The following is a 22,085-nucleotide window of genomic DNA, read 5'->3' as shown; positions in this document are numbered from 1 at the left end:
TACAGCGATGAGAAAGGGTAAGAGCCGAGCAAATAAATGATGCATGTGTCTTCCGAGGTTAACCAGATGTATACAAAATACATAAATTGAATATGTTATGAATTCAAGAGTGTTGACCCAGAGCGCGCAAGGGCGCGCGGTTGGATGAGAGAAAATAACGGGGAGCGGGAATGTTCGAGATCAGTTTCATAGGGGCTGCGTTTGCGGGGCTTCTGTCCTTTGCCAGCCCTTGCATTCTGCCGATGGTCCCTTTTTATCTTAGCTACCTCGCGGGTCTCTCGATGCAGGAGTTGCGTGATGAAGATGGGATTGCGCCCGGAGCACAAAGGCGACTGATATTGGCCGCTGTTGCCTTTGCACTGGGTGTTACCACGATTTTCATATTGCTGGGGCTCGGCGCGACTGCTTTGGGAACGTCATTTGCCCGCCACAGGGACGTGTTGGCATATGCAGGGGCGGCGCTTCTTTTGCTGTTTGGCCTTCATTTCCTCGGGGTATTCAGGCTTGGATTTCTGTACCGCGAGGCGCGATTGAGCAGCGGCGTCAACCCCAGCTCAGTTGTCGGAGCATATCTGATGGGCTTGGCCTTCGGTTTCGGGTGGACCCCTTGTGTGGGGCCGGTGCTCGCGTCGATCTTGATGATCGCCTCGGGGATGGGGGATATTTCGAAAGGCGCGGCGCTTCTCGCCGTCTATGGTTTGGGTATGACCGCGCCCTTTGTATTTGCCGCATTCTTTTCGCAAAGCTTTATTCGATGGGCGGGGCGCAATCGCAGATACCTGCCTTATGTCGAGAAGGTGATGGGGGCGATGCTGATCCTGTTTGCTGTGCTTATCGCATCAGGCACGGTGAATATAATCGGGCAATGGATGATTGACTGGTTCCCTGCGCTGACGCGATTGGGATGACAGATAACACGCAGTGAAATCGTTGGGTCTTCATGAGGGAATCATATTGAAACCCTGCTGGTTTGCGATGTGATGCATTGAGATTTTCCTTGAACCTAATTTGGAAAAATAATTTGGTGGTTGGTGAATTTCCCGATGGTGTGAGACGTGAGGGATGTTTGGCACGTGTAAAAATAGTCTCATGCATACAACGGGGTACGGCGCGTTTTGGAAATGCCGAAGGGTGCCAGAAAATTGGTAAAAAGCAATAATTCAAATAATAGAATTTGATGTTGCGAAAATTACTTCACATGCGTAACGTATCCCCATAATGGTCATGGGAGGTATTATGAAGCGGACAAAGATCACGCTCGCCGTTCTGTTTGCAGGTGCTGCAATCACGGGAATGGCATCAGGGATTGCAGCGGCCGAAACGGTGGCGCCAAGCGCTGTCGTATTCAACGAAGACGGTGCTGTAGAGCAATCACTGACCGGTGCGCCGGGCGACGCCACGGAGGGCGCAAAAGTCGCCTCGACCAAATCGATGGGCAATTGCGTTGCCTGTCATGAAATCACGGATCTTGCAGATGTGCCGTTTCACGGCGAAGTCGGTCCGCTTTTGGATGGGGCGGGTGACCGCTGGTCTGAGGCAGAACTGCGCGGGATTCTCGTGAACGCAAAGGTTTTATTTGAAGGTACGGTCATGCCTGCTTTCTATAAGACTGAAGGGTTCAACCGATTGGGCAAGGCCTATACCGGCAAAGCTCACGAGGGCGAGGTTCAGCCGCTGTTGGATGCTCAGCAGATCGAAGATGTCGTCGCCTATCTGATGACGCTGAAATAAATGTCTCGGCGCAAATACTCACAGGAGAGAGAAATGAAATTCACACGTCGTGAAGCTCTGGCTCTTGGTCTCGGCGCCACCGCCGTCGCCATGTTGCCGATGCGGGCAAGTGCGGCTGCCGATGAGGCCATTGCGGCTTTTACCGGTGGGGCGGAAATTGGCGAAGGCGGGTTGACCCTGACTGCGCCGGAAATCGCTGAAAATGGGAACACCGTTCCGGTGTCAGTTGATGCACCGGGCGCGAGCGCGATCATCATTCTGGCCACCGGCAACCCAACCCCGGGCGTCGCCCAGTTCAACTTCGGTCCCGCTGCTGGTTCGCAGGCTGCGTCCACACGTATTCGCCTGGCAGGCACACAAGACGTCGTCGCCATCGCAAAAATGGCGGATGGCAGCTTTGTTCAGGCCAAATCGATCGTCAAGGTCACAATCGGCGGCTGCGGCGGCTAACCAGAGGAGCATGAAGACATGGCAAAAGGTGTAAAACCCCGCGTGAAAGTCCCCAAGTCCGCCTCTGCTGGCGACGTGGTTACGCTGAAAACCCTGATCAGCCACAAGATGGAGTCGGGACAGCGCAAGGACAAAGATGGCAACGCCATTCCACGCTCGATCATCAACCGATTCACTTGTGAATTTAACGGTGCAATGGTGGTTGATGTGACAATGGAACCGGCGATCTCGACCAACCCATATTTCGAGTTTGAAGCTAAAGTCGACGCCGCTGGTGAGTTCAAGTTCACATGGTACGACGATGACGGCTCGGTTTATGAGACCGCAAAACCGATCAAGGTCGCTTAAGGCGCAGTGATAAGTGTTCCGCCGTTCTTCGAGATGCGAAGAGGCGGCGGAAGGCAACGCCACATAAAGTGAGAGTGCGTTTTGTTGAGGCCCCGATGAAGGGCAGGGCAATTCGCCTTAGGGAGGTATAAGAATGAAAAATGGCATCGCAGCACTTCTGGCTGTTTCGACCGCCTTCGGAGCGAGTGTCGCCACTGCAGACGAAAGCGCAGAGCTGATCGTCAATGGCGAGATCGAAATGGTCACCCGCACTGCGGCCCCGGCACATATGTCGGACAGCATGGATGAAGTGATCTCTGGCTGGGTGTTTCGCTCGGACCAGACCCAAGAAATGCAACAGGATGATTTCGACAATCCGGGTATGATCTGGGTCGAAAGCGCGATGGAAACCTGGGAGACGGCAGAGGGAACCGAAAATAAATCCTGTGCCGACTGTCATGGTGACATCGAAGAAATGGCCGGTGTGAAAGCCACATACCCCAAGTGGAACGAAGGTGCCGAAAAGGTTGTCACCCTGCAAATGCAGGTCAATGATTGCCGGGAAAATCGCATGGGCGCTGAAGCATGGGGCTATGACAAGGGGCCGGCGATCGACATGGAGGCGCTTTTGTCTTCCGTGTCGCGTGGTATGCCGGTCAATGTGGCCATTGACGGTCCCGGTCAATCGACATGGGAAATGGGCAAGGAACTCTACTACAGCCGTACCGGCCAACTGGATCTCAGCTGTGCCAGCTGCCATGAGGAAAACTATGGCAATATGATCCGTGCCGACCATCTGTCGCAGGGCCAAATCAATGGCTTTCCGACCTATCGTTTGAAGAACGCCAAACTCAATGGGGTGCATTCGCGCTTCAAGGGTTGTGTGCGCGATACTCGCGCGGAAACCTTCAGCCCTGGTTCGGATGAATTCATTGCGCTGGAAATGTATGTCGCATCGCGCGGCAACGGCCTGTCGGTCGAAGGTCCGTCGGTTCGCAACTGATCCATTTTCCCGTCCGGGTGTTCGCTCGGGCGGGATTTCTTTACCTGAATACATTCGGAGTTTTGCATATAATGCGAACTCCTCAACCACATCTAGGAAACCGCACATGATCTCTCGTCGCGACTTTCTCCAGGTCTCCATGGCCGCCTCTGCGCTTTATGGCACATCCGGTTTCGGCAATTGGGCCAGGCTGGCCGCCCAGCAGGCGTTGACCCAGGATGACCTGCTGAAATTCGACACTTACGGCAATGTGTCACTTATCCATATCACTGACATTCATGCCCAGTTAAAGCCGATCTATTTCCGCGAACCCGAGGTCAATTTGGGGGTGGGGGCAGCCAAGGGCCAGATGCCGCATGTCACCGGTGCGGATTTCCGCAAAGCCTATGGGATCGAAGATGGATCAGCCTCTGCTTATGCTTTGACCTACAATGATTTTTCTTCGCTAGCGCAGGCTTATGGCAAAGTGGGTGGCATGGACCGTGTGGCCACCGTCGTGAACGCGATCCGCGCGGATCGCCCCGATGCACTGCTGCTTGATGGCGGTGATACTTGGCACGGTTCCTATACCTGCCACCACACGCAAGGCCAGGATGTGGTCAACGTGATGAACGCGCTGAAACCCGATGCGATGACCTTCCACTGGGAATTTACTCTGGGTTCAGAGCGCGTGAACGAGATTGTCGAGAATCTGCCTTTTGCGGCCCTCGGTCAGAACATCTTTGACGCGGAATGGGATGAACCGGCAGAACTCTTTAAACCCTACAAGTTCTTCGAACGCGGTGGGGTGAAGATCGCCGTGATCGGGCAGGCCTTCCCTTATATGCCAATCGCCAACCCGCGCTGGATGTTCCCCGAGTACTCGTTCGGCATTCGCGATGAGAACATGCAGGCGATGGTGGACGAGGTGCGCGCCGAAGGGGCGGAACTTGTTGTTGTCCTGTCACATAATGGTTTCGACGTCGACAAGAAGATGGCCGGGAAAGTGACTGGGATAGATGTGATCTTGTCGGGTCATACCCATGACGCACTGCCCGAACCGGTTCAGGTGGAGCAGACTTTTATCATCGCCTCAGGCTCAAACTCGAAATTCATCAGCCGCGTCGATCTGGATGTGCGGGACGGAAAGATGATGGGCCTGCGCCATAAGCTCATTCCGATCTTCGCTGACGTGATCACCCCGGATGCGACAATAACCAAGCTGATCGACGACCAGCGCGCGCCATTCGAGAGCGAGCTGAACGAAGTGATCGGCTCCACCGACACGCTTCTCTATCGTCGCGGCAACTTTAACGGCTCGTGGGATGACTTGATCTGTGACGCGCTGATCAATGAACGTGAGGCCGATATTGCCATGTCGCCCGGCGTGCGTTGGGGGCCGAGCATTCTGCCGGGGCAGGAAATCACCCGCGAAGACATCTGGAACGTGACGTCGATGTCTTATGGACAAGCCTATCGCACCGAGATGACCGGCGAGTTCATCCACACGATCCTCGAGGACGTGGCCGACAACCTCTTTAACCCCGATCCCTATTACCAGCAGGGGGGCGATATGGTGCGGATCGGCGGCATGGGCTACCGGATTGACGTGACCAAACCGCAAGGCTCGCGCATCACCGAGATGACCCTTTTGAAAACCGGCGAAGCGATTGATCCGGCGAAAAACTATGTGGTGGCCGGCTGGGCCTCCGTGAATGAAGGCACCGAAGGGCCGCAGATCTGGGATGTGGTGGAAAGCCACATCAAGAAACAAGGCACGATCAAACTGGATCCGAACAACTCGGTGAACGTGGTCGGCGTCTAAAATATTCCGGTCTGGATGCTTGCGGTATCCGGGCCAATTTTTCCCGCCTGTTCATGAGGATAGGTGAGTTTAGATTAGTAATGGGAGAGATGCCAGATGGTTGACAGCTCGACAAAACAGGGGGCTTCACGCCGCGCATTCCTGAAAGGGGCCGCTGCGACCGGCGCGGCTCTTGGAAGTGTTGGAGCCGCTAAAGCGGCCAGTGATGACCCGCTGATCACCGAGGTGCAGGACTGGACGTCCGGTCTGGGAGATGGGGTGGATGCGACACCCTATGGGATGCCGATCGAATATGAAGGCGACGTTGTGCGCCGCACCGTGGAATGGCTGACGGCAGACCAGATCAGCTCGATCAACTTCACGCCGATCCATGCGCTGGATGGCACAATCACCCCGCAGGGCTGTGCGTTTGAACGTCATCATTCTGGCGCGATTACGTTGAAGAAAGAAGACTATCGCCTGATGATCAACGGATTGGTCGATACGCCGCTGGTCTTTACATACGAAGATCTGGAACGCTTTCCACGTGTCACGCAGACCTTTTTTCTCGAATGTGCCGCAAATACGGGGATGGAATGGGCCGGTGCGCAGCTAAATGGCTCTCAATACACTCACGGAATGATCCATAATATGGAATACACAGGAGTCACGCTGCGCACCCTTCTAGAAGAGGCAGGTTTGGGCGCTATGGGTGCCATCAAGGACAAATGGGTCTATGTCGAGGGGGCGGACGCCTCTTCAAATGGCCGGTCCATTCCGCTGGAAAAGGCGCTGGACGATTGCATGATCGCCTTCAAAGCCAATGGCGAAGCGCTGCGGATGGAGCATGGCTACCCGGTGCGTCTGGTTGTTCCCGGCTGGGAAGGCAATATGTGGGTTAAATGGCTGCGCCGGATCGAGATCATGGATCGCCCGGTGGAAAGCCGCGAAGAGACCTCGAAATACACTGATACGCTTGCGGATGGCACCTCGCGTAAATGGACTTGGGTGATGGATGCAAAATCCGTGATCACAAGTCCCAGTCCGCAAATGCCGATCAAACATGGAAAGGGCCCACTGGTCATCACCGGTCTGGCCTGGTCAGGACGTGGGGCAATCACCGCGGTGGATGTGTCGCTGGATGGCGGTGTGACCTGGCAAGAGGCACGATTGGCAGAACCCGGAAAGCCAATGGCGATGAGCCGGTTCTATCTCGACATCAACTGGCAGGGGGAAGAGATGTTCCTTCAGTCGCGCGCGATGGATGACACCGGCTATGTACAGCCCACCAAGACCCAGCTGCGAGAGGTGCGAGGGCTTAACTCAATCTATCATAACAACTGCATCCAAACCTGGCATGTGAATGCAAACGGAGAGGCGAACAATGTCGAAGTTTCCTAAACTCCTGATCGCCACCGCCGTTGCCAGCCTGACCGCCGCACCGGTGATGGCCGAAAAACTTGGGCTGGGCCGTCAGGCTACAGAAGCCGAAATTGCGGCCTGGAACCTGGATGTGTTCCCAGACGGATCAAACCTGCCAGATGGCCAGGGTGATGTTTTGACCGGCGAAGAGGTGTTTGCTGAACATTGTGCCGCCTGCCACGGCGATTTTGCCGAAGGGGCAGGGAACTGGCCGAAACTGGCAGGCGGGGTCGATACGTTGGCCGACGAAGACCCGCTGAAAACCGTGGGCAGCTACTGGCCCTATCTTTCGACCAGCTTCGATTATGTCCGTCGCTCGATGCCGTTTGGCGGGGCGCAGACCATGTCGAACGACGATGTCTACGCGATTGTGGCCTATATACTCTACTCCAACGATCTGGTGGATGAAGATTTCACCTTGTCGAAAGAGACGTTCATGTCGGTCGAAATGCCCAACTCCGACGGCTTCATCGTAGATGGGCGGGAAGAAACCGAATATGGCGCCTTTACCAATCGCTGTATGGAAGGGTGCAAGCCTGAGGTCGTAAAGATCACCAAGAATGTGGTCTTTCCGGGGGATCCAAATGCTGGTGCCGTGTCGAGTGAAACCGCTGCGACAGAAGTTGCACCTTCGGAAGAAGCCCCTACTGAAGCCATCGAAGCCGCTGTGACATTTGACGCCGATCTCGCGGAAAAAGGGGCCAAGGTGTTCAAGAAATGCAAGGCGTGTCACAAGGTGGGCGAGGGGGCCAAAAATGGCGCCGGTCCAATCCTGAATGGCATCTGGGGCCGTCAGGCGGCTGCGGTGGACGGGTTCAAATATTCCAAACCGATGAAAGCGCTTGGTGAAACCGGTGCCGTGTGGAACGAAGAAACGCTGTCAGGGTATCTTGCCAATCCGCGTAAATACCTCAAGGGCACGAAAATGAGCTTTGCCGGTTTGAAGAAAGAGAAAGACATGGCAGCCATTCTGGAGTTTCTTAAGGCAAACAGCCAATAAGCGGCTGATAATACGGGAAGATACCGCTGTTAATCTGCGGTGTTTTCCTTTCCCGGTTTTGGGAATTCACTCCGTTCATGGTAAAGTGGTTGCAATGATTAGTCGGCACGGGAGGGCCAATATGGATCGGATCATTTACGCACTCACTCTCGTCGTCTTGTCATTCCTCCCCCTGGAGGCTGCCGAGATGGGCGATGACGGCCTGTATCTGCAACCCTTCTTCACCGAAAGTTTCTTCGAGCTTGTCGATGACCTGACTGAGGCGCAGGAGGCTGGCAAGGATCTGATGGTGATCTTTGAGCAGAAAGGTTGCCCCTATTGCCGCGAAATGCACCTTGTGAATTTCGAACGGGAAGAAATCATCAACCATCTGACCGAAAACTTTCTGGTGGTGCAACTCAATCTTTGGGGATCGCGCGAGGTGACGGATTTTGAGGGTGTTGTATGGGAAGAGCGCGAATTGGCTGCTTCTTGGGGGGTCAATTTCACGCCAACAGTCCTGATGTTTTCGTTGGAAGATGGCACCCCGAGCGAGGTCTTTCGCATGCCGGGTTATTTCAAACCTTTCCACTTTTTGAAGTCACTCGAATTTGTCAGCTCGGATGCCTATGAAACCCAGGTTTTCCAGAGATATTTGCAGGACAGGTTTCAAGAGTTGGCTGATCAGGGGCTGACCCCTGATGTTTGGTGAATCGGATTTGATCCGGCGGAATTTATTGCAAATATGCTTACTAATGAATATGTTTATGATACGCTGCGCTCGCTGTTGGGCAGCGCATAACTGCAACCTCTGTTTAAGAAAGATTTACTTATGCGCAAAATTCTGACCGTAGCTGCCGCCGGGCTTTGTCTGGCCCTTCCTGTCTTTGCTGATAGCCATGGTAAAATGGATCACGGGGGCTCAATCACCTATAAGTTCGACGGTGACTTTGATGATGCAACATTCGCTGTGGAAAGCGCTATTGTCGGGGCGGGGTTGAAGATTGATTATATCAGTTATGTGGGGGATATGCTGGAGCGCACCGGCAAAGATGTGGGCTCGGACGTTAAACTCTACGACAATGCAAATATCTTTATCTTCTGCTCGGCAGTGCTCAGTCGTAAAGTGATGGAGGTCGATCCCTCAAATTTGGCATATTGCCCATATGGTATTTTCGTGTCTGATCACGAGGGCGCTGTTGAAGTGGGTTACCGCACCTTTCCAGAAGGTGAGATGCAAGAGGTTCAGGCCCTGCTTGATGGCATTGTACAGGAAGCCGTGTCGGAATAAAGCCGGAGGTACCAACCTGCTGGATGTTGATGTAGGTTAGAGGAAACCACGGAGAAGTTCGCAATGGAAACGGAATTCACGCCTTTGGCGTCCACGTTCGGGGGGCTTTTGATTGGGGCCGCATCTGTACTTTTGATGTGGGCGCGTGGAAATGTGCTCGGTGCAACGGGTATTCTGACAGGGTTTCTGTCGCCGCAAAGTTCAGGCGACTGGTCTTGGCGTGCAACCATTCTTGCCGGAATGATGTGCGGTCCTCTGGTGTATTACTTCATCACCGGGGGTCTCCCTGCAATTGAGGTGCCAGTCAGTCGCGCATCAATGATTATCGGGGGTTTTGTCGTCGGGATCGGAGTAACATTCGGGTCGGGCTGCACATCGGGGCATGGTGTTTGCGGTTTGGCGCGGTTTTCGCCGCGTTCCATTGTCGCTACAATCTGCTTTATGGCTGGGACTGCGGTGATGGTGTTCCTTGTGCGCCACGTGGTGGGAGGGTGACATGCATTTGATCGTTATCTTCACAACAGGATTGATCTTCGGTCTCGGGATTTCGATATCGGGAATGGCCAACCCTGCCAAGGTTTTGAATTTTTTCGATGTTGCAGGTATATGGGACCCAAGCCTTGGCTTTGTCATGGGCGGGGCGCTTCTGGTCACAATTCCGGGCTACCGCCTTGTATTTAAACGCACACATCCTGTGTTCTCTGAGGTGTTTTCTCTGCCGGGAACACAGCTTATTGACCGCAAACTGGTCCTTGGGAGTGCAACGTTTGGCTTGGGATGGGGGCTGGCAGGGTTCTGTCCCGGTGCGGCCTTGCCGGTTTTGTCAACGGGCAATCAGGATGTGCTGATATTCATGATTTCCCTGGTGGCCGGGCTACTCGTCGCCCGTTGGGCCATATCCCATCAGGCCAGACGCCATGAAACCGGACCACAAGGGCAATAAATCTCAGGAAAGGACGCAGCATGAGTGCCTATCCCATCAACACCGCAAGTGTACCGGAGGTCAAAGCTTTCTTTGATCCGGCAACAAATACCATTTCCTATGTGGTGAAGGACCCGACGTCCGAGGCCTGCGCTGTGATCGACAGTGTGATGGATATCGACTATTTCGCCGGTCGCATTACCTATGACAATGCTGATCAGATCATCGACTACATTCGCGAAAATGATCTGAAGCTCGAATGGCTCATTGAAACCCATGTCCATGCGGACCACCTGTCGGCCGCGCCCTATATCCAAGGCCAGCTGGGTGGCAAGATCGGGATCGGGTCTCAGATCATCGTGGTACAGGATGTGTTTGGTAAAATCTTCAACGAGGGCACGGAGTTCCAGCGCGATGGCAGCCAGTTTGATCGGCTGTTTGAAGATGGCGACACTTACACGATTGGTAACCTGCCTGCGTTCGCAATGCATACGCCTGGCCATACGCCTGCCTGTATGGTGCATGTGATGGGAGACGTTGCTTTTGCGGGTGACACGCTCTTTATGCCTGACGGTGGATCTGCGCGGGCAGATTTCCCCGGCGGAGATGCCGGAGAACTATATGATTCGATCCAGAAGGTGCTGACACTTCCCGATGAAACACGCCTGTTCATGTGTCACGACTACGGGCCGAACGGGCGCGATATTCGGTGGGAAACCACCGTTGCTGATGAAAAAGCGCACAATATCCATGTCGGTGGCGGCAAGACGAAGGAAGAATTTGTCAATTTTCGCACCGAAAGGGACGCGCAACTTGATATGCCGAAGTTGATCATCCCTTCTCTTCAGGTAAATATGCGCGCGGGAGAAATGCCACCGGCGGATGAGGATGGACGAACATTCCTTAAAGTGCCGGTGAACACGCTCTGAAACCGTTGGTTCAGAAGTGCGCTTAAAAGGGGCAGGCAAATGATGGCAAAGAAACTCTGCGATAAAGTTACGGTGGCAGCGCAGATCGCCGTGTCAGATGTGGTCGCAATTAAGGATGCTGGGTATACCACGCTGGTTTGCAACCGACCGGATGGTGAAGACCTTGGGCAGCCAAACTGGGATGAAATCCGCGGAGCGGCTGAAGAACAGGGGATGGCGACAAGCTTTCTGCCCATGAGCAATCGTGAGGATGCACTGTCCGTGGTCGCAGAATTCGCTCGTGTCGTGGAAAATAGCGAGGGTCCTGTCTTCGCCTATTGTCGGTCCGGGACGCGATGCGAAATTCTGTGGAACATGGCTCAGGCGCATAGCTAAATTTCTACGTCCCGAAAACAGCTGCGCATTAACACATGCGTTCTTCTTTTTATTAAGGACACCAGCTGTTGAAGACCGACAAGCGCCTTGGCGCAATGGCCCGGCATGTGCGGACCTGTGATAGGGGGGCGGCTGTACACCTCTGGTTCATAGGGCACCAACCCTTTGGTGGCGATCTGCTGAATGAGACCGGGATCAGCTTGGTCATGGCCGTGAAAGCAAAGGGCAGGGGGACGCTGCGTAACTTTTTGGGGTGAATTGAACGGTTGTGCAATTAATGTTAGGCGGGGCCAAGTCACATGATCAGAAATCTAAGAGGGGCCCCAAATGCAGATTACCGAAAACACCGTTGTCGTTGTTTCTGGCGGGGCGTCTGGACTAGGCGGGGCTGTTGCCAAAGCGCTTGCGTCAGCAGGTGCAAAGGTTGGAATATTCGATCTGAATGAAGAAACTGGCACCGCGATGGCCGCCGAGATTGGTGGGGCTTTTGCCAAGGTGGATGTTTCAGACCCCGCTTCGGTAGCGGAAGGGTTCAAGACATTGCGCGCCGCCCACGGTCAGGAACGGATCATGGTCAGCTGCGCAGGCATCGCACCCGCGTCAAAAACCCAGTCGAAAGGGGAACCCCATGACCCGGGCCTCTATGCCAAGACCATCGGGGTCAATCTGATTGGCACGTTCAACTGTGCGAGCCAAGCCGCCGCAGGGATGGCGACGGTTGATCCGGTGACCGACGATGGCGAACGCGGCGTGATCATCAATACCGCGTCGATTGCGGCGTTCGATGGCCAGATCGGTCAGCTCGCCTATGCGGCATCAAAAGGTGGCGTTGTGGGAATGACCCTTCCGATGGCCCGCGACCTGATGCGCGATGGTATTCGTGTGATGACCATCGCTCCGGGAATTTTCAAGACACCAATGGTGGCTGGGCTCCCGCAAGAGATTCAGGACAGCCTGGGAGCTCAAGTTCCGTTTCCGTCGCGTCTGGGAGATCCGAATGAATTTGCTGCCATGGCACGCCATATTGTTGAAAATTCGATGCTGAACGGTGAAGTGATCCGCCTGGATGGTGCCGTAAGAATGGCACCACGTTAAGTTGGTGAATTGGTTCTGACTTAAAAGGGCATGCCGCTGCCGCGGCCTGCCTTTTCTCTTTTTACAAAACCATTTTGAAACCACTTGGATGTGGCGTCATGGGGCGATTCTTCGCCCACGCTCCCCGATCTTTCTGTCGATTTTGACGTCAATCTTGTCCGAAACCGCAAATGCACTCTTGTTCAATATCCCTGTTTATAGGGGAAGAAAGAACAGGAGCCCTCATGCGATATTCTGCTTTGAGATTGATCAAGGAAAGCCTGACCGGGCACAAGGGATGGCGACCGCAATGGCGCGATCCTGCTCCGCAATCGGCCTATGACTATGTGATTATTGGTGGTGGCGGGCACGGGTTGGCCACGGCCTATTATCTGGCGAAAGAGTTTGGCGGTGCGCGCATTGCAGTGCTGGAAAAGGGTTGGATCGGTGGCGGCAATGTGGGGCGCAACACCACGATCGTCCGCTCGAATTACCTGCTGGATGGCAACGAACCGTTTTACGAGATGTCCCTCAAGATGTGGGAAAACCTCGAACAGGATCTGAACTATAATGCGATGGTCAGTCAGCGGGGTATTCTGAACCTCGTGCATACGGACGCGCAGCGGGATGCAGCGCGCCGGCGCGGCAATGCGATGATCCTGAACGGGTCGGATGCCGAGCATTTGGACACCGACGGCGTGCGTGCCATGTACCCTTTCCTGAATTTCGACGACGCGCGTTTCCCGATCAAAGGTGGCCTTCTGCATCGCCGTGGCGGCACCGTGCGCCATGACGCGGTGGCCTGGGGCTATGCGCGTGGCGCGGATATGCGCGGTGTGGACATCATCCAGAACTGCGAAGTGACCGGGTTCCGTATCGAAGGTGGTAAATGTCTGGGTGTTGAAACCTCACGTGGGTTTATCGGCGCAAAGAAGGTTGGCGTCTCGGTTGCGGGCAATTCAAGCCGTGTGATGGCGTTGGCCGGGATGCGCCTGCCGATTGAAAGCCATGTGTTGCAGGCATTTGTGTCCGAAGGGCTAAAACCTTTCATTCCCGGTGTCATCACCTATGGGGCCGGGCATTTCTATTGCAGCCAGTCTGACAAGGGTGGGTTGGTGTTTGGTGGCGATATCGACATGTATAATTCCTATGCTCAGCGGGGAAACCTGCCGGTGGTTGAGGACGTGATCGAAAGTGGCATGTCGCTTATTCCGGCCCTTGGGCGCGCGCGCCTTCTGCGCAGCTGGGGTGGCATCATGGACATGTCGATGGACGGCTCGCCCTATATCGACAAGACCCATATCGACGGGCTCTATTTCAACGGCGGCTGGTGTTATGGCGGGTTCAAGGCGACGCCAGCGGCGGGCTATTGCTTCGCCCATCTTCTGAAAACCGACCGCCCGCATGACATCGCCACAGCCTATCGGCTGGACCGGTTCATGACCGGTCACATGATTGACGAAAAGGGCCAGGGCGCCCAACCCAATCTGCACTAAGGACAGACTGATGATCATCAACCATCCGCTTCTCGGCCCGCGCGACGCGCAGGAATTTACCTATCTGGGTGACGCCAGCTTGATCAACCGTCCGTATTGGCTGTCGGAAAACGCCCTGCGCGAGTTTCACGACTATCTGTATCTGCGTGACAACCCGGCAGGGAAACACCGCGAGTTGTGGTTCCACGAGCAGGGGGATCGCTCTTGGCTGGTTGTCACCCGTAACACGGTGACACATGAGATCACCAAGGTCGAACTGGCCCGCGACGTGGCCAAAGCTCGTCCCAAACCGGAGGTTCTGCAATGAGTCAGATCAACCGTCTTACAGGGGGGCAGATCAATCGCGCGGCCCCAGTGACATTCACTTTTGATGGCAAGAACTATCAGGGGTTTGAAGGCGACACGCTGGCCTCGGCCCTTTTGGCCAACGGTGTGCGTCTGATGGGCCGGTCGTTCAAATATCACCGCCCGCGCGGTGTTTTGACCGCCGGGTCGGAAGAGCCAAACGCGCTGGTCGAATTACGTTCCGGTGGCCGTCAGGAACCGAATACGCGCGCCACGGTGGCCGAGATTTACGACGGGCTTGAAGCCAATTCACAAAACCGCTGGCCCTCGCTGGAACGCGATTTCATGGCCATCAATGATCGCTTCTCGACCTTTCTCAGTGCCGGGTTTTACTACAAGACCTTCATGTGGCCGAAAGCCTTTTGGGAAAAGCTTTATGAGCCGATCATCCGCAGAGCGGCCGGCCTTGGCAGCCTGACCGGAGAGGCGGACCCGGATGCCTATGATAAGGGCTTTCTGCATTGTGATCTGCTGGTGATCGGCGCGGGGCCTGCGGGGCTTGCAGCGGCGCTCACCGCAGGTCGGGCAGGGGCGCAGGTTATTCTCGCCGATGAGGATTTCCAATTGGGCGGGCGACTTTTGGCGGAAACCCAACCGCTGTTAGACATGACCGCAGTTGATTGGGTGGGGCAGGCCACTGCAGAGCTGGCCAATATGGGCAATGTCCGTGTGATGCCGCGCACCACCATCTTTGGTGCTTATGATCATGGCGTCTACGGCGCGGTAGAACGCAATGCTGACCACCTGATCGCGCCCGCTGCTGGCAAGCCGCGCCAAACGCTTTGGCGGATCTATTCAAAACGGGCCTTGGTGGCGACCGGGGCGATTGAACGCCCAATTGCCTTTGAAAACAACGACCGCCCTGGCGTGATGCTGGCGGGTGCCACCCGCGCCTATGCCAATCGCTGGGCCACAACGCCCGCGCAATCGGTGGTGGTCTTTGGAAATAATGACAATGCGCATCAAACTGCGCGCGACTTGATGGCGAAAGGTGTCGACGTGCCCGCCGTGGTGGATATCCGCCCGGATGCTCCCGCTATCGAAGGCACGGAAGTGCTCGCTGGCGCACAGATCATCAACACAAAAGGTCGTCTGGGTCTGACATCTGTAACAGTGCGCTTGGCCAATGGCCAAACCCACGAGATCAAATGCGGCGCACTTGCCATGTCCGGCGGGTGGAATCCCAACCTTGGCCTGACATGCCATCAACGCGGTCGCCCTGTCTGGAATGAGGACATCCATGCTTTTGCGCCGGGGCAAGGGCTGCCGGTTGGGCAAATTGTGGTCGGGGCAGCGATGGGAGAGATGTCGACACACGCCGCGCTCTCCGGTGGGGCTGCCAAGGCCGTGGAAGCACTTGCTGATTTGGGCATCAATGCCAAAGCTGCTGATCTGCCCAAAGCCGAAGACGCGCCCGTTACAATGACCCCGTTCTGGCATGTGCAGGGTGCAAAGCGTGCTTGGCTCGATTTCCAGAACGATGTGACCGTGAAAGACGTGAAACTTGCGCATCAGGAGAACTTCACTTCCGTGGAGCACCTGAAACGCTATACCACACTGGGCATGGCGACAGATCAGGGCAAGACCTCCAATATGGGCGCGCTTGCGGTGATGGCGGAGCTCACCGGCAAATCGATCCCCGAAACCGGCACCACCATTTTCCGCCCTCCCTATACGCCCGTTGCAATGGGGGCTTTGGCAGGCCGTGCTGTGGGCAAAGACTTTCACCCGACCCGCCTTACACCCAGCCACAAATGGGCCGAGGAACAGGGGGCAGAGTTTGTTGAAGTGGGCAACTGGCTTCGGACGCAGTGGTTCCCGAAAGCGGGTGAAACCCATTGGCGCCAATCTGTGGACCGCGAAGTTCTTCAAACCCGTAAATCGGTGGGCATCTGCGACGTGACCACGCTTGGTAAGATCGATGTGCAAGGTGCTGATGCAGCTGAGTTTTTGAACAAGATCTACGCCAATGGATTTGCCAAGCTGCCGGTGGGCAAGGTGCGTTACGGGCTTATGCTGCGCGAAGATGGTGTGGCTTATGACGACGGCACTGCCGCCCGTTTAGCAGAGGATCATTTTGTTGTGACCACCACGACTGCCAATGCAGTTGGGGTCTATCGCAATATGGAATTTGCCCGCCAATGCCTCTGGCCTGATCTGGATGTGCAGCTGATTTCCACCACCGAGGCCTGGGCGCAATATGCGGTGGCTGGTCCCAATGCACGTAAGCTTTTGCAAAAGATCGTGGACCCGGAGTTTGATATTTCAAACGAGGCGTTCCCCTTTATGGCTTGTGGTGAAATCACCGTCTGTGGTGGGTGCCGTGCACGGCTGTTCCGTATCTCGTTTTCCGGGGAGCTGGCCTATGAAATCGCCGTGCCGACCCGTTACGGTGATGCGCTGATGCGCGAGATGATGGTGGCAGGTGAAGAGTTTGACGTGGTGCCCTATGGCACCGAGGCGCTTGGCGTGATGCGGATTGAAAAGGGTCATGCGGCGGGCAATGAGCTGAATGGCACCACCACTGCGTTGAACCTTGGTCTGGGCCGCATGGTTTCGACCAAGAAAGACTGCATCGGAAATGTGCTGAGCCGTCGTGACGGGATGACCTCTGAAGATGCGTTGAACCTTGTGGGATTGCGTCCGGTGAATGCGGCGAAAACCGTGCCTGCAGGAGGGCATCTGATGAATGCCACAGGCCCGGTGGATGCGGCGCATGATCAGGGTTATGTCACCTCGGCTGCCTATTCACCGATCTTGGAAAGCTCCATCGGGTTGGCTTTTGTAAAAGGTGGATTTGATCGGGTGGGAGAGCAGCTAAAGTTGGTAAATCCATTGGAAGGTCAAGAGGTTATGGTGGAAATTGTAAGTCCGCATTTTGTCGATCCGGAAGGGGAGAAGCTCCGTGCATAAGTTGAAACCCATCACGCCTTTGGGCGCAGATGCCTCGCGCGAAGATCAGATCGGTACGATAACCATCACGGAGGTGGTGAACATGGCGCTGGCCTCGGTTGCGGCACGTCTGGGTCAGGAAAAAGCTCTGCATGCCGCGCTGCTTGAAGCCGTATCGCTGACCCTTCCGGACGTCGGAAAATCTACTGAGACATCAGAGTTCACCGCGCTTTGGACCGGCCCGGATCAATGGATGATTGTCGCAGATCACGACCAACATGAATTGCTGGCGACCGAGTTGAAACAAATGGTCGGAACCAGCGCTTCGGTGGTGGAGCAGACCGATGGATGGTGCCGGTTCGACGTGTCGGGCGAGAGGCTTGGTGACCTCTTCGAACGGTTGTCCAACGTTCCCGTGCGCCGGATGAACACCGGTGATGTGATCCGTGGCACGGTGGAACATCTGGGCGCATTTTTGTGGCGGCTGGAGGATGCTCGGATGGCGGTTATTGCCCCGCGCTCATCGGCGGCATCTTTGCATCATGCATTGAAGGCGGCGGCGACGTCCATCAGTTGATCATGACGGAAGCGCGTCGCTCGATTTCACCCGCATCGAGTTTTTGGCACGCCGGTCGCTGATCGGCGTGAGACCAAAAGTTTCGCGGTAATGTCGCAGGAAAGCCCCCGGCGTTGCATATCCCACCATGAAAGCCACTTCTGTCACAGGAGTATTGGTGTAGAGCACCAGTTGTCGCGCCTGATCCATTCGCATTTTGCGGTAATATTTCAATGGGCTTTGCCCCGTGGCCTCTTTGAAACTGCGTTCCAGTGAACGGGTGGAAACGCCAATCGCATCCGCAACCTCGCTGATCTGGATCGGGCTTTCGATATGTTCTGCAAATTGCGCGATCGCTTTGGCGACGGGTTTGGGCAATAGGTCCTGGCTTTTGGCGGTCGCATAGGCCGGCGTTGTCTGCGCAGCGGCGGCGCTTCGAACGTAAGGGTGCTGGAACCAGCAGGCGACCTCTGCCATGATATCACCACCCAACCGTTCCTCGATCAGTGTGAGCATATGATCAAAGGCCGCAGATGCGCCAGAAATGGTGGTAAAGGCCCCGTCTTCGCAGATCACCGTGCTCTGGATCGGGATGTCGGAAAATTCAGCCTGAAATGCGGCTTCGTAGCACCAGTGCACCGACAGAGGATTATCACCCGTTAACCCGGTTCGGGCGAGCGCAAACACCCCGCCACTGATTGATCCAAGGCGAGTCTTGCTGCGCTGAATGCGGTGAAGTGCTGCATTGGCACGGGGAAGTTGCGCGAACCGCGCGTTAGGACCGGCGGTAAACAGAAGCAAATCGAGCCCTATTGCGTCGGACAATTGGCTGTCAGGAGAAAATGTCACGCCGGCTGATGATTCCACCGGACCTTCGTTTTCAGCGATGACCGCCCAGCGAAACGCCTCTGTCCCCGAGATCTCATTTGCGGCGCGCAGCGGTTCGATGCAGGACGTCAGGCAGGCCATTGGGAAGCCCGGAAAAATCAGTATGCCGAGTGTGTAAGGAGGACGGGTATCAGTCATGACAAATCCCGTGCTCTGGCACCCGGCGCCATTTCTGCGGCACATTCAAGAATATGCTCTTCCAGCAACCGGGCAGCGGGTGAAATCGCCGAATCAGCGCGACGCAACAAGTGGATTTGGCGCTTGGCTTGCTGGTCGGCCAGAGGCTTGAATATCAGGTTATCAGAATTGGCAGCCCTGACCGCCATTTCTGGTAGGATGGTAATGCCAATATTTGCCCGCACCATCCCCATAATCGAGGTCAGGTTATGGGCCGACAGAAGCGCCTTTGCATGCAATTCCCGAGATTCAGGCGCAGTGATCCCAGCTGACAGGCTATTGGCAATCAGGCGCTCGCCCTGAAGCTCGGCCCATTCGATCGGGGCGGCGCTGGAGGCCAATGGATGGTCCGGCGCACAGATCACGCCAAATGCATCAGACAGCAAATGCCTGCTGTGCAGACCAACACTGTTCTCTCCGATTGTAGCGATTCCGATATCGATCCGATCACGGGACAATTCATGAAGGATTGAACTTGAATCCATATCACGGATCTCAATATCAACATTGCTGAAATCATTGATATAACGGGAAAATACCTGGGGAATGATTGTGCCCGCTACGGAGGGGACCGTCGCAATGCGGACGTGTCCATGTGTCGCTTTGGCGAAACCTTCAATTGCTTTCACGGTGTTGTCGAACTGTTGCAATTCGCGTTCGGCTTGCTCCAGCACAAAGGCGCCTAGCGCAGTAAGCTTGTTTTTGCGGTCGGTTTCAAACAGCGGTTCGCCCAGATGGCTTTCCAACTGTTTCAGCATCATTGAAACCGCAGAGGGGGTGCGTCCGAGTGTGTCTGCTGCGTCACTCAGATTGCCGCTTCGGGCTACGGTCGCAAATCCTCGCAGCATTTCGATTTTCAGCGCCATCATCTTCTCACAAAACTGGGATTCAATATTATTGAAATAACCTTCAGTAATTTGAGTTTGATTGAAGCGTGCTGGAAAGTCCATACCTAAGGAAACTGAATTCTGTGTGAGGCGACACATCCATGACTGATATCCAAAAAAACCTGATTGCTGGCGAATGGCTGACCGGTGAAGGTGAAATCGAAAACCGCAACCCATCGGATCTGTCCGATCTGGTCGGTGTCTTTGCTCAAGCCAGCGGCGACCAGTTGGAAGCGACCCTTGATCAGGCGCGTATCGCCCAAAAAGAATGGGCTGCCTATGGCATGGAGCGTAAGCAGGCGGTTCTGATGGCGATTGGTAACGAGCTGATTGCGCGCTGCGAAGAGCTTGGCACCCTGCTGGCCCGCGAAGAGGGGAAACCTTTTGCGGAAGGTAAAGGCGAGGTCTATCGCGCCGGTCAGTTCTTCACTTATTACGCCGCTGAATGCCTGCGTCAGATCGGTGAGAACGCAGACTCGGTGCGCCCGGACATCGAGATTGACGTGCGCCGCGAAGCCGTTGGCACCGTGGCGATCATCTCGCCCTGGAACTTTCCGACGGCCACCGCGTCTTGGAAAATTGCTCCGGCACTGTGCTATGGCAATGCCGTGGTATGGAAGCCAGCCAATGTAACGCCCGCCTCGGCAGTTGCATTGGCCGAAATCATCAACCGTCAGGACATCCCGAAGGGTCTGTTCTCGCTGGTCATGGGCGCGGGTCGCTCGGTCGGTCAGCGTCTGGTGGAAAGCCCGAAAGTAAACGCGATCTCCTTCACCGGTTCGGTGCCGGTGGGCAAGGGCATTGCGTCGGCTGCGATCCAGAACCTGACCAAAGTGCAGATGGAAATGGGCTCGAAGAATGCGCTCGCCGTGATGAACGACGCTGATCTGGACCTGGCCGTGACCCTGGCCTTGGGTGGTGCCTTCGGTGGCACCGGTCAGAAATGTACCGCAAGCTCGCGTCTGGTTGTGCACGAAGCCATCCATGACGCTTTTGTCGAGAAACTGGTGGCTGGTACGCAGGCGATGAAAGTGGGCCACGCGCTGGAAGAGGGCACCCAGATGGGGCCGGTGGTCAGCGAACAACAGCTGCGCGAAAACCTCGCTTATGTGGATCTGGGCAAATCTGAAGGTGCGGAGCTGGCCTGTGGTGGTGCGCGGCTTGAGATGCCGCATGACGGCTTCTACATGTCGCCGGGCGTGTTCCTGAACAGCACCAATGATATGCGCATCAACCGCGAGGAAATGTTTGCCCCGCTGACAGCCGTGATCAAAGTGGGCAGCTATGACGAAGCGCTGGCCACGGTGAATGACACCAACTTCGGCCTGACCTCGGGCATCGTGACCAAATCGCTGGCCCGCGCCACCCATTTCCGTCGCAATGCGCAGACCGGTGTTGTCACCATCAACTTGCCGACCGCAGGCACCGATTATCACGTGCCGTTTGGTGGCCGTGGCGATAGCTCCTACGGACCGCGTGAGCAGGGCAAGGCAGCAGCCGAGTTCTACACCACGGTCAAAACCGCCTATATCAGCGCTGGTCCTGTCTGATGCGGATCGACGGTCTTCAATATGCCAATTGGTCGGAGAAGATCTTTCGCCAGCTTCGCGAGGGGGGCGTGGATGCAATCCACGTCACCATCTCGTATCACGAGAACTTCCGTGAAACGGTTCTGAACTTTGAAAAGTGGAACCGCTGGTTCGAGCAATATCCCGATCTGATCATGAAAGGCCAATGGGCCAGTGACATTGATGTGGCCCGTGAAACCGGGCGAACAGCGGTGTTTTTCGGTTTTCAGAACCCGTCTCCGATTGAGGATGACATCGGGTTGGTCGAAATCGTGCACACCCTCGGTGCGCGCTTTATGCAGCTTACCTATAACAATCAGTCGCTTCTCGCGACGGGCTGTTACGAGGCAGAGGATATGGGCATCACCCGCATGGGCAAACAGGTCATCAAAGAGATGAACCGTGTGGGTCTGGTGGTGGACATGAGCCACTCCGCAGACCGGTCGACCATTGAAGCGGCGGAGCTCTCCGAGCGTCCGATTGCCATCACTCACGCCAATCCGCATGAATGGTCGCCGGCCCTGCGCAACAAAAAAGACAATGTGATCCGGGCCGTTACCGAAAATGGTGGCATGCTCGGGTTCTCGGTCTATCCGCACCACCTCAAGGACAAATCCGACTGCACGTTGGAAAGCTTCTGCGAGATGATTGCGCGCACCGCAGATAAATACGGGGTGGAGCATCTGGGGATTGGCACCGATCTTTGCCAGGACCAGCCCGACAGCATCGTCGAATGGATGCGTGTGGGGCGCTGGACCAAGGAAATCGACTATGGCGAAGGATCGAAATCCGCGCCCGGTTTCCCGCCGATGCCCAGCTGGTTCGAGGACAATCGCCACTTCGGAAACATCGAAATGGGCCTGCGCGACATTGGCTTGAGCGCTGATGAGGTCGCCGGGATTATGGGCGGTAACTGGTACCGCTTTTTTGCAGAGAACTTTGGTCCGCAAGCAGGACGCTGACGGATCCGGGGAGAGTGAAACTTTTGGT

General features: G+C 55.6%; 23 protein-coding genes. 21 read left to right on the top strand and 2 right to left on the bottom strand.

Going from position 1 to position 22,085, the window contains the following annotated elements; genetic code table 11:
• Positions 1-170 precede the first annotated feature (170 nt).
• From O2N63_RS10655 to O2N63_RS10565, 19 genes are all read left to right on the top strand, one after another.
• Complete coding sequence (locus tag O2N63_RS10655; RefSeq protein ID WP_271054255.1) at positions 171-908, top strand: cytochrome c biogenesis CcdA family protein; 738 nt, start codon at positions 171-173, stop codon at positions 906-908.
• Positions 909-1,236: 328 nt separating this feature from the next.
• Entirely contained in the window at positions 1,237-1,731 is a 495-nt protein-coding gene (gene soxX, locus O2N63_RS10650; RefSeq protein ID WP_271054254.1) for a sulfur oxidation c-type cytochrome SoxX, read from the top strand.
• Between the two features lie 33 nt (positions 1,732-1,764).
• On the top strand, positions 1,765-2,181 hold the full coding sequence (gene soxY / locus O2N63_RS10645; protein ID WP_271054253.1) for a thiosulfate oxidation carrier protein SoxY: 417 nt from the start codon (positions 1,765-1,767) through the stop codon (positions 2,179-2,181).
• Positions 2,182-2,199: 18 nt separating this feature from the next.
• Positions 2,200-2,529, top strand: coding sequence for a thiosulfate oxidation carrier complex protein SoxZ (gene soxZ, locus O2N63_RS10640; protein ID WP_271054252.1), 330 nt, complete (start codon positions 2,200-2,202; stop codon positions 2,527-2,529).
• A gap of 133 nt (positions 2,530-2,662) precedes the next feature.
• Positions 2,663-3,511, top strand: a complete 849-nt coding sequence (soxA, locus tag O2N63_RS10635) for a sulfur oxidation c-type cytochrome SoxA (RefSeq protein WP_271054251.1) — start codon at positions 2,663-2,665, stop codon at positions 3,509-3,511.
• A gap of 106 nt (positions 3,512-3,617) precedes the next feature.
• The gene (soxB, locus tag O2N63_RS10630) at positions 3,618-5,315 is read left to right on the top strand and encodes a thiosulfohydrolase SoxB (RefSeq protein ID WP_271054250.1); all 1,698 of its coding nucleotides are present in this window, start codon (positions 3,618-3,620) and stop codon (positions 5,313-5,315) included.
• A gap of 96 nt (positions 5,316-5,411) precedes the next feature.
• A complete protein-coding gene (gene soxC, locus O2N63_RS10625) occupies positions 5,412-6,695 on the top strand; it encodes a sulfite dehydrogenase (RefSeq protein WP_271054249.1) in 1,284 nt (427 codons plus the stop codon).
• Positions 6,679-7,716, top strand: coding sequence for a c-type cytochrome (locus O2N63_RS10620; protein WP_271054248.1), 1,038 nt, complete (start codon positions 6,679-6,681; stop codon positions 7,714-7,716). Before soxC ends, O2N63_RS10620 begins: the two co-directional genes overlap by 17 nt.
• A gap of 121 nt (positions 7,717-7,837) precedes the next feature.
• On the top strand, positions 7,838-8,407 hold the full coding sequence (locus O2N63_RS10615; RefSeq protein WP_271054247.1) for a thioredoxin family protein: 570 nt from the start codon (positions 7,838-7,840) through the stop codon (positions 8,405-8,407).
• Positions 8,408-8,527: 120 nt separating this feature from the next.
• Entirely contained in the window at positions 8,528-8,986 is a 459-nt protein-coding gene (locus O2N63_RS10610; RefSeq protein WP_271054246.1) for a DUF302 domain-containing protein, read from the top strand.
• A 63-nt stretch (positions 8,987-9,049) separates the two neighbouring features.
• Positions 9,050-9,481, top strand: coding sequence for a YeeE/YedE family protein (locus tag O2N63_RS10605; RefSeq protein ID WP_271054245.1), 432 nt, complete (start codon positions 9,050-9,052; stop codon positions 9,479-9,481).
• Between the two features lies 1 nt (position 9,482).
• Positions 9,483-9,929, top strand: a complete 447-nt coding sequence (locus tag O2N63_RS10600; protein WP_271054244.1) for a YeeE/YedE family protein — start codon at positions 9,483-9,485, stop codon at positions 9,927-9,929.
• Between the two features lie 20 nt (positions 9,930-9,949).
• The gene (locus tag O2N63_RS10595) at positions 9,950-10,837 is read left to right on the top strand and encodes an MBL fold metallo-hydrolase (protein WP_271054243.1); all 888 of its coding nucleotides are present in this window, start codon (positions 9,950-9,952) and stop codon (positions 10,835-10,837) included.
• Positions 10,838-10,876: 39 nt separating this feature from the next.
• On the top strand, positions 10,877-11,212 hold the full coding sequence (locus O2N63_RS10590; RefSeq protein ID WP_271054242.1) for a TIGR01244 family sulfur transferase: 336 nt from the start codon (positions 10,877-10,879) through the stop codon (positions 11,210-11,212).
• Between the two features lie 327 nt (positions 11,213-11,539).
• Complete coding sequence (locus O2N63_RS10585; protein WP_271054241.1) at positions 11,540-12,307, top strand: SDR family NAD(P)-dependent oxidoreductase; 768 nt, start codon at positions 11,540-11,542, stop codon at positions 12,305-12,307.
• A gap of 224 nt (positions 12,308-12,531) precedes the next feature.
• Positions 12,532-13,782 (top strand): sarcosine oxidase subunit beta family protein, encoded by a 1,251-nt coding sequence (locus O2N63_RS10580; protein WP_271054240.1) that lies wholly within the window; start codon positions 12,532-12,534, stop codon positions 13,780-13,782.
• Between the two features lie 10 nt (positions 13,783-13,792).
• Positions 13,793-14,089, top strand: coding sequence for a sarcosine oxidase subunit delta (locus tag O2N63_RS10575; RefSeq protein WP_271054239.1), 297 nt, complete (start codon positions 13,793-13,795; stop codon positions 14,087-14,089).
• Positions 14,086-17,040 (top strand): sarcosine oxidase subunit alpha family protein, encoded by a 2,955-nt coding sequence (locus O2N63_RS10570; RefSeq protein ID WP_271054238.1) that lies wholly within the window; start codon positions 14,086-14,088, stop codon positions 17,038-17,040. The genes O2N63_RS10575 and O2N63_RS10570 overlap by 4 nt, the downstream gene beginning before the upstream one ends.
• The gene (locus O2N63_RS10565) at positions 17,033-17,596 is read left to right on the top strand and encodes a sarcosine oxidase subunit gamma (protein WP_271054237.1); all 564 of its coding nucleotides are present in this window, start codon (positions 17,033-17,035) and stop codon (positions 17,594-17,596) included. The genes O2N63_RS10570 and O2N63_RS10565 overlap by 8 nt, the downstream gene beginning before the upstream one ends.
• Here O2N63_RS10565 and O2N63_RS10560 read toward each other — a convergent pair whose 3' ends face one another.
• Complete coding sequence (locus O2N63_RS10560) at positions 17,597-18,601, bottom strand: GlxA family transcriptional regulator (protein ID WP_271054236.1); 1,005 nt, start codon at positions 18,599-18,601, stop codon at positions 17,597-17,599.
• Complete coding sequence (locus tag O2N63_RS10555; RefSeq protein ID WP_271054235.1) at positions 18,598-19,509, bottom strand: LysR family transcriptional regulator; 912 nt, start codon at positions 19,507-19,509, stop codon at positions 18,598-18,600. The genes O2N63_RS10560 and O2N63_RS10555 overlap by 4 nt, the downstream gene beginning before the upstream one ends.
• A 119-nt stretch (positions 19,510-19,628) precedes the next feature.
• Between O2N63_RS10555 and O2N63_RS10550 the strand changes: the two genes are divergently transcribed.
• Together O2N63_RS10550 and O2N63_RS10545 are read left to right on the top strand one after the other, a co-directional pair.
• The gene (locus tag O2N63_RS10550; protein WP_271054234.1) at positions 19,629-21,077 is read left to right on the top strand and encodes an aldehyde dehydrogenase family protein; all 1,449 of its coding nucleotides are present in this window, start codon (positions 19,629-19,631) and stop codon (positions 21,075-21,077) included.
• Entirely contained in the window at positions 21,077-22,057 is a 981-nt protein-coding gene (locus O2N63_RS10545) for a membrane dipeptidase (RefSeq protein WP_271054233.1), read from the top strand. The genes O2N63_RS10550 and O2N63_RS10545 overlap by 1 nt, the downstream gene beginning before the upstream one ends.
• Positions 22,058-22,085: the final 28 nt, after the last annotated feature.

It is taken from the genome of Aliiroseovarius salicola (genome assembly GCF_027891095.1).
GTDB lineage: Bacteria > Pseudomonadota > Alphaproteobacteria > Rhodobacterales > Rhodobacteraceae > Aliiroseovarius > Aliiroseovarius salicola.
Note: the sequence above shows the minus strand (reverse complement) of the source record. Positions and strands in the feature narration are given on the sequence as shown.